This is a genomic window from Thauera phenylacetica B4P, from assembly GCF_000310225.1.
In the GTDB taxonomy this organism is placed as follows: domain Bacteria; phylum Pseudomonadota; class Gammaproteobacteria; order Burkholderiales; family Rhodocyclaceae; genus Thauera; species Thauera phenylacetica.
In genome coordinates, this window is sequence record NZ_AMXF01000207.1 from 1 (window position 1) to 7,241 (window position 7,241).

Annotated in this window: 9 protein-coding genes and 1 tRNA gene; all 10 read left to right on the top strand. The window is 66.3% G+C overall.

Going from position 1 to position 7,241, the window contains the following annotated elements; all coding sequences use genetic code 11:
- On the top strand, positions 1–200 hold a 200-nt coding region (locus tag C667_RS18240), incomplete at its 5' end, for a DUF1318 domain-containing protein (RefSeq protein WP_004374350.1).
- Positions 197–988 carry a 3'-5' exonuclease gene (locus C667_RS18245; protein ID WP_004374356.1) on the top strand — a complete coding sequence of 264 codons (792 nt, stop codon included), beginning with the start codon at positions 197–199 and terminating at the stop codon, positions 986–988. The genes C667_RS18240 and C667_RS18245, both read left to right, overlap by 4 nt.
- A gap of 46 nt (positions 989–1,034) precedes the next feature.
- On the top strand, positions 1,035–1,277 hold the full coding sequence (locus tag C667_RS18250) for a GlsB/YeaQ/YmgE family stress response membrane protein (protein ID WP_004374365.1): 243 nt from the start codon (positions 1,035–1,037) through the stop codon (positions 1,275–1,277).
- 69 nt (positions 1,278–1,346) lie between these two features.
- A tRNA-Val gene (locus tag C667_RS18255) sits at positions 1,347–1,423 on the top strand.
- 200 nt (positions 1,424–1,623) lie between these two features.
- On the top strand, positions 1,624–3,540 hold the full coding sequence (gene thrS, locus C667_RS18260; protein WP_004374367.1) for a threonine--tRNA ligase: 1,917 nt from the start codon (positions 1,624–1,626) through the stop codon (positions 3,538–3,540).
- 28 nt (positions 3,541–3,568) lie between these two features.
- Positions 3,569–4,090: a translation initiation factor IF-3 gene (gene infC, locus C667_RS18265; protein WP_083881358.1), complete on the top strand. Its 522-nt coding sequence runs from the start codon at positions 3,569–3,571 to the stop codon at positions 4,088–4,090.
- Positions 4,091–4,232: 142 nt separating this feature from the next.
- On the top strand, positions 4,233–4,430 hold the full coding sequence (rpmI, locus tag C667_RS18270; protein WP_004299086.1) for a 50S ribosomal protein L35: 198 nt from the start codon (positions 4,233–4,235) through the stop codon (positions 4,428–4,430).
- Positions 4,431–4,442: 12 nt separating this feature from the next.
- Positions 4,443–4,802, top strand: a complete 360-nt coding sequence (gene rplT, locus C667_RS18275) for a 50S ribosomal protein L20 (protein ID WP_004299089.1) — start codon at positions 4,443–4,445, stop codon at positions 4,800–4,802.
- A gap of 153 nt (positions 4,803–4,955) precedes the next feature.
- Entirely contained in the window at positions 4,956–5,987 is a 1,032-nt protein-coding gene (gene pheS / locus C667_RS18280; protein ID WP_004374375.1) for a phenylalanine--tRNA ligase subunit alpha, read from the top strand.
- Positions 5,988–6,036: 49 nt separating this feature from the next.
- The coding region (pheT, locus tag C667_RS18285) for a phenylalanine--tRNA ligase subunit beta (RefSeq protein ID WP_004374377.1) at positions 6,037–7,241 on the top strand (1,205 nt) is incomplete at its 3' end.

Consider the following 7,241-nt stretch of genomic DNA (forward strand, 5'->3'; position numbering starts at 1 on the left):
CGCTCGCCCAGCGCGCCCAGGCCAACGCCGCGGTCGCCGCCGAGAACGCCGACCGCGCCGCGCTCTATCGCGAGATCGCGCGCGCCAACGGCCACCCCGAGTGGGAGGCCGAGGTGCGGCGCACCTTCGCGCAGCGCTGGGTCGACCGCGCCCAGCCGGGCTGGTGGGTGCAGCAGGGCGCCTCGTGGTCGAGGAAATGATGCCCGTCCTCGTCTTCGACATCGAAACCATTCCCGACGTCGCCGGCATCCGCGCGATCGAGAACCTGCCTGCCGGACTGTCCGACTACGAGGTCGCGGAGTGGGCCTTCCAGCAGCGCCGCGCCAGCCACGGCAACGACTTCCTGCCGCACCACCTGCAGCGCGTGGTGGCGATCTCCTGCGTGCTGCGCGACGCGCAACACTTCCGCGTGTTCTCGCTGTCCGAGCCCGAGAGCGGCGAGGGCGAGATCATCCAGCGCTTCTTCGACGGCATCGAGCGCTACTCGCCGCAGATCGTGTCGTGGAACGGCGGCGGCTTCGACCTGCCAGTGCTGCACTACCGCGGCATGCTGCACGGGGTCGCGGCGCCGCGCTACTGGGACCAGGGCGAGGGCGACTACCACGACTCGCGCGACTTCAAGTGGAACAACTACATCAGCCGCTACCATAGCCGTCATCTGGACCTGATGGACTTGCTGGCGCTCTACCAGCCGCGCGCCAGCGCGCCGCTCGACGATCTCGCCAAGCTCATGGGCTATCCCGGCAAGCTCGGCATGGACGGTTCGGCGGTCTGGCAGGCCTGGCAGGAGGGGCGGATCGCCGAGATCCGCGACTACTGCGAGACCGACGTCGTCAACACCTACCTCGTCTACCTGCGCTTCGAGCGCATGCGTGGGCATCTCGACGCCGCCGCGTGGGCGGCGGAGGTGGCGACGGTGCGCGAGGCGCTCGGCCGCATCGACGCACCGCACTGGAAGCAGTTCCTCGACGCCTGGCCGCAGGGCTGAGCGGCGCGGCGTCTGCTCCATCCCCATTCCCTTACAGGAGAGCAACATGGGCATCATCGGAACCATACTCATCGGCCTCATCGTCGGCTTCGTCGCGCGCCTGCTGCACCCGGGCAAGGACGGCCTCGGCATCATCATGACCTCGCTGCTCGGCATCGCCGGCTCGTTGGTCGCCACCTACGGCGGCCAGGCACTGGGCATCTATCATGCGAACCAGGGAGCGGGTTTCCTCGGCGCGGTCGTCGGCGCGGTGGTGATCCTTTTCGTGGTGACGCGCCTCAAGAAGTGATGCCGTCCCGCTTGGCTGCAAAAAAACTTTGACAAGTTCCTTGTGGTGTCTATAATGCGGGACTTCAGCAGGCGCGTAGCTCAGTTGGTTAGAGCACCACCTTGACATGGTGGGGGTCGTTGGTTCGAATCCAATCGCGCCTACCAGGATTATGGAGTCGAAAAGTCATGTTCCGAACTACCACTCAGGCCGGAAACTGAACAGGTCGGCTCCGCTTGTCTGCTAAGAGAAAAAAGCGCGCCAAGACCGCGCTTTTTTTTCGTCCACGTTTTCCCGATCGCGTTTCCCCGATTTCTCCTGTCCCTCCTGTCTCGCGCGGAGCGGACCACAGTCCGAGGCTTCAGCCATGCCCAACATCACGCTTCCCGACGGTTCCGTGCGCAGCTTCGACCATCCGGTGACCGTCGCCGAGGTTGCGGCCTCGATCGGTGCCGGCCTCGCAAAGGCGGCGATCGCCGGCCGCAGCGACGGGAAGCTGGTCGATCTCTCGCATCGCTTCGAGGCGGACGCCGATCTCGCCATCGTCACCGACAAGAACGCCGAAGGGCTCGAGATCATCCGCCACTCTACGGCCCACCTGCTCGCACACGCGGTGAAGGAGCTCTTCCCCGACGCCCAGGTGACGATTGGGCCGGTGATCGACAACGGCTTCTACTACGACTTCTCGTACAAGCGCCCCTTTACCCCCGAGGACCTGCAGGCGATCGAGCAGCGCATGGCCGAGATCGCCAAGCGCGAGATTCCCGTGCATCGCGAGGTGTGGCCGCGCGACAAGGCGGTGGACTTCTTCAAGGGCATCGGCGAGCACTACAAGGCCGAGATCATCGCCTCGATCCCCGCAGGCGAGGACGTGTCGCTGTACCGCCAGGGCGACTTCATCGACCTGTGCCGCGGCCCGCACGTGCCCTCGACCGGCAAGCTCAAGGTCTTCAAGCTCATGAAGCTCGCCGGCGCCTACTGGCGAGGCGACTCGAAGAACGAGATGCTGCAGCGCGTGTATGGCACGGCGTGGACGAAGAAGGACGAGCTCGACGCCTACCTGCACATGATCGAGGAGGCCGAGAAGCGCGACCACCGCAAGCTCGGCCGCCTGCTCGATCTCTTCCACATCCAGGACGAGGCGCCGGGCATGGTGTTCTGGCACGCCAAGGGGTGGACGCTGTGGCAGCAGGTCGAGCAGTACCTGCGCCGCACGATCGGCGAGCACGGCTACCAGGAAGTGAAGACGCCGCAGATCGTCGACCGCTCGCTGTGGGAAAAGTCGGGCCACTGGGGCATGTATTCCGACCTGATGTTCACCACGCAGTCCGAGAAGCGCGACTACGCGGTCAAGCCGATGAACTGCCCGTGCCACATCCAGATCTTCAACCAGGGTCTCAAGAGCTACCGCGACCTTCCGCTGCGCATGGCCGAGTTCGGCTCCTGTCATCGCAACGAGCCCTCGGGTTCGCTGCACGGCATCATGCGGGTGCGCAACTTCGTGCAGGACGACGCGCACATCTTCTGCGCCGAGAGCCAGGTGCAGGTCGAATCCGCCGAGTTCATTCGCCTGTTGCAGCAGGTCTATCTGGACTTCGGCTTCACCGACGTGCAGGTGAAGCTGTCGACCCGCCCCGAGAAGCGTGTCGGCACCGACGAACAGTGGGACGCCGCCGAGGCGGCGCTCGCCGCCGCGCTCGACGCGCAGGGGCTGCACTACGAGCTGCAGCCGGGCGAGGGGGCCTTCTACGGCCCGAAGATCGAGTTCTCGCTCAAGGACTGCCTGGGTCGCGTGTGGCAGTGCGGCACGCTGCAGCTCGACTTCAACCTGCCGGTGCGCCTCGGTGCCGAGTATGTCGACGAGGACAACACCAAGAAGATCCCGGTGATGCTGCACCGCGCCATCCTCGGGTCGCTGGAGCGCTTCATCGGCATCCTGATCGAGCATCACGCCGGCGCCATGCCCTTGTGGCTCGCCCCGGTGCAGGCGGTGGTGATGAACATCTCCGAGGGCCAGGCCGAATATGCCGAGGAGGCCGTGGTGAGGCTGAAGAAGGCCGGCTTCCGTGTCGAAGCGGATTTGCGCAACGAGAAGATTAACTATAAAATTCGAGAACATAGCGTACAGAAGCTGCCCTACCAGATCGTTATCGGCGAGAAGGAAAAGGCGGCTGGCCTGGTGGCCGTGCGTGCCCGAGGCGGCCAGGATCTTGGCCAAATGTCCCTCGATTCGCTGATCGAACGCTGGCGTCGCGAAGTCGAAGCGAAAGCCGGCACGGTCTGATTTTGTGGTTTTCGTGGAGAGTTGAACCATCGCTCAAGATAAGAAGCAGCGCGTAAATAGGGAGATCAACGCGCCCGAGCTCCGGCTGGTCGGCGAAGAAGGCGAGCAGCTCGGAATCGTGTCCCTGAACGCAGCCCTCAACATGGCCGAAGAAGCCGGGCTGGATCTGGTCGAAATCGCACCGATGGCCGTGCCGCCGGTGTGCAGGCTGATGGATTTCGGCAAGTTCAAGTATCAGGAACAGAAGAAGGCCCACGAAGCCCGACTCAAGCAGAAGCAGGTGCAGGTCAAGGAGGTCAAGCTCCGCCCCGGCACCGACGAGAACGACTACCAGATCAAGCTGCGCAACCTCAAGCGCTTCCTGGAAGAGGGCGACAAGTGCAAGGTCACCTTGCGCTTCCGCGGACGCGAGATGGCGCACCAGGAGTTCGGCCTGCGCCAACTCGAGCGCGTCAAGGCGGACCTCGAGGAGCTCGGTCAGGTCGAGCAGATGCCCAAGATGGAAGGGCGCCAGATGATCATGATCATCGCGCCGAAGAAGAAGCACTGAGCTTCTTTCTGAAATTGCCCCGCGAGGGGCGAGACCGCGGGAAGGGATTTTCCTCCGGCGGAAAACAAGTGGTGCCGGGTAACAAAACGCGCCGGGCTTTTCGGCGCTACCTGGTGTCATCCAAAAACATGGAGTCTCAGCAATGCCCAAGATGAAGACCAAGAGCGGAGCGAAGAAGCGCTTCAAGGTCCGCTCCAGCGGCGGGATCAAGCGGTCCCAGGCGTTCAAGCGCCACATCCTGACCAAGAAGACGACGAAGGTGAAGCGTCACCTGCGCGGCATGACCGAAGTGCATGCGGCAGATGAAAAGCTGATCCGCGCCATGCTTCCGTACGCCTGATAGGAGACCGCAATGCCCCGAGTCAAACGTGGTGTAACCGCCCGCGCCCGTCACAAGAAAGTCCTCTCCCAGGCCAAGGGTTACCGTGGCCGCCGCAAGAACGTCTATCGCATCGCCAAGCAGGCGGTGATGAAGGCGGGTCAGTACGCCTACCGCGACCGTCGTCAGCGCAAGCGCCAGTTCCGCACCCTGTGGATCGCGCGTATCAACGCCGCCGCACGCGAACTGGGCCTGACCTACAGCGTGTTCATGAACGGCCTCAAGAAGGCCGCGATCGAGATCGATCGCAAGGTGCTGGCCGACCTTGCCGTGTTCGACAAGCCGGCGTTCGCCGCGATTGCCGAGCAGGCCCGGGCCAAACTCGCTGCGTAATCGCGCGCAGCCAAAAAAAAGGAGGCCTGGCCTCCTTTTTTTTTCTGGATTCCCGGCGCCCGGCGGGCGCCGTGACCGGACCCCCGAATTCCCGATGAGCGGCGCGCCCCGCGGCGCTCATCCCGCAACACCGCATTCCGCCAGGGCAGGGACATGGAACAGCTCGATCAACTGGTACAACAGGCCGCCGCCGAATTCGCCGGCGCGGCCGACGGCGCGCAGCTCGAACAGGCCAAGGCGCGCTATCTAGGCAAGGCCGGCGCGCTCACCGAGCGCCTGAAGGCGCTCGGCAAGCTCGAGCCCGAGGCGCGCCGCGAGGCGGGCGCCGCGATCAACGCCGCCAAGACCGCGATCGAGGCCGCGCTCGAGGGCCGCCGCAACGCACTGCGAGAAGCCGCGCTGCTCGCCCAGCTCGCGGCCGAGGCGCTCGACGTCACCCTGCCCGGGCGCGGTGGCGTCCAGGGCGGCCTGCACCCGGTGAGCCGCACCCTCGAGCGCGTCGAGCGCCTGTTCGGCTCGATCGGCTTCGTGGTCGCCGACGGCCCCGAGATCGAGACCGACTGGCACAACTTCACCGCGCTCAACACGCCCGAGAACCACCCGGCGCGCTCGATGCACGACACCTTCTACCTCGAAGGCCACGACGACGTGCTGCTGCGCACCCACACCAGCCCGGTGCAGATCCGCGCCATGCAGGCCCACGTCGAGCGCCACCGCGACGCCGACGCCATGCCCGACCTGCGCATCATCGCGCCGGGGCGTGTCTTCCGCGTCGACTCGGACGCCACCCACTCGCCGATGTTCCACCAGGTCGAGGGCCTGTGGGTGGGCGAGACGGTGAGCTTCGCCGACCTCAAGGGCGTGATCGCCGACTTCCTGCGCCGCTTCTTCGAGACTGACGACCTGCAGGTGCGCTTCCGCCCGTCCTTCTTCCCCTTCACCGAGCCTTCGGCCGAGATCGACGTCGCCTTCATGAGCGGCGCGCTCGAGGGGCGCTGGCTGGAGATCGCCGGCTGCGGCGTGGTGCACCCCAACGTGCTGCGCTTCGGCGGCATCGACCCCGAGCGCTACACCGGCTTCGCCTTCGGCATGGGGCCGGACCGCCTTACCATGCTGCGCTATGGCGTAAACGACCTGCGCCTGTTCTTCGAGGGCGACCTGCGCTTCCTCGGCCAGTTCCGCTGAGCGGCTTCGCACAAGTTGCGCCCTACCACGCAATCCGGGTAATCGAATCATGCAATTCTCAGAACAGTGGCTGCGGACCTTCGTCGATCCGCAACTGGACAGCGCCGGACTCGGCCATCTGCTGACCATGGCCGGCCTCGAGGTCGAGGAGGCCGAACCTGCCGCGCCCGCCTTCCGTGGCGTCGTGGTGGCGAAGATCGTCGAGGCCGAGAAGCACCCCAACGCCGACAAGCTCAAGCTCTGCAAGGTCGACGCCGGCACCGGCGAGCTGCTGCAGATCGTCTGCGGCGCGCCCAATGCCGCCGCCGGCATGAAGGTGCCGTGCGCGGTGGTCGGCGCGGTGCTGCCCGATGAGTTCGAGATCAAGAAGGCCAAGCTGCGCGGCGTCGAGTCCTTCGGCATGCTGTGCTCGGCGCGCGAGCTCGGTTTCTCCGAGGACCACTCCGGCCTCTACGCGCTGCCCGAGGACGCGCCGGTGGGCACCGACATCCGCGCCTACCTCGGCCTGGACGACACCCTGTTCACGATCAAGCTGACCCCCAACCGCGCCGACTGCCTGAGCCTGACCGGCGTGGCGCGCGAGGTCGCGGCGATCACCGGCGGCGAGTTCCGTGCGCTCGCGATCGAACCGGTTTCGCCTTCGATCGATACGCGCCGCGACATCGTGCTGGATGCGCCGCAAGCCTGTCCGCGCTACTGCGGCCGCATCCTGCGTGGCGTGGACGCGCGCGCTGCGACTCCCGACTGGATGGTGCGCCGCCTGGTGCGCAGCGGCGTCCGCTCGATCAGCGCGCTGGTCGACATCACCAACTACGTCATGCTCGAGCTCGGCCAGCCGCTGCACGCCTTCGACAACGCCAGGCTGCAGGGCGCCATCCATGTACGCCTGCCGCGCGCGGGCGAGCAGGTGCTGCTGCTCAACGAACAGACCGTGACCCCGGCGGCCGACACCCTGCTGATCGCCGACGAGGCGCGCGCGCTCGCGCTCGCCGGCATCATGGGCGGCGAGGACAGCGGCATCACCCTCGACACCACCGAGGTCTTCCTCGAGAGCGCCTTCTTCGCGCCCGACGCGATCGCCGGCCGCGCGCGCGGCTACGGCTTCGGCTCGGATGCCTCGCACCGCTTCGAGCGCGGCGTCGACCCCGAGCTCGCGCGCAGCGCGCTGGAGCGCGCCACCCGCCTCGTGCTCGAGCTCTGCGGCGGCGAGGCCGGCCCGGTGGTCGAGGCCGTCGCCACCGAAGCGCTGCCCGC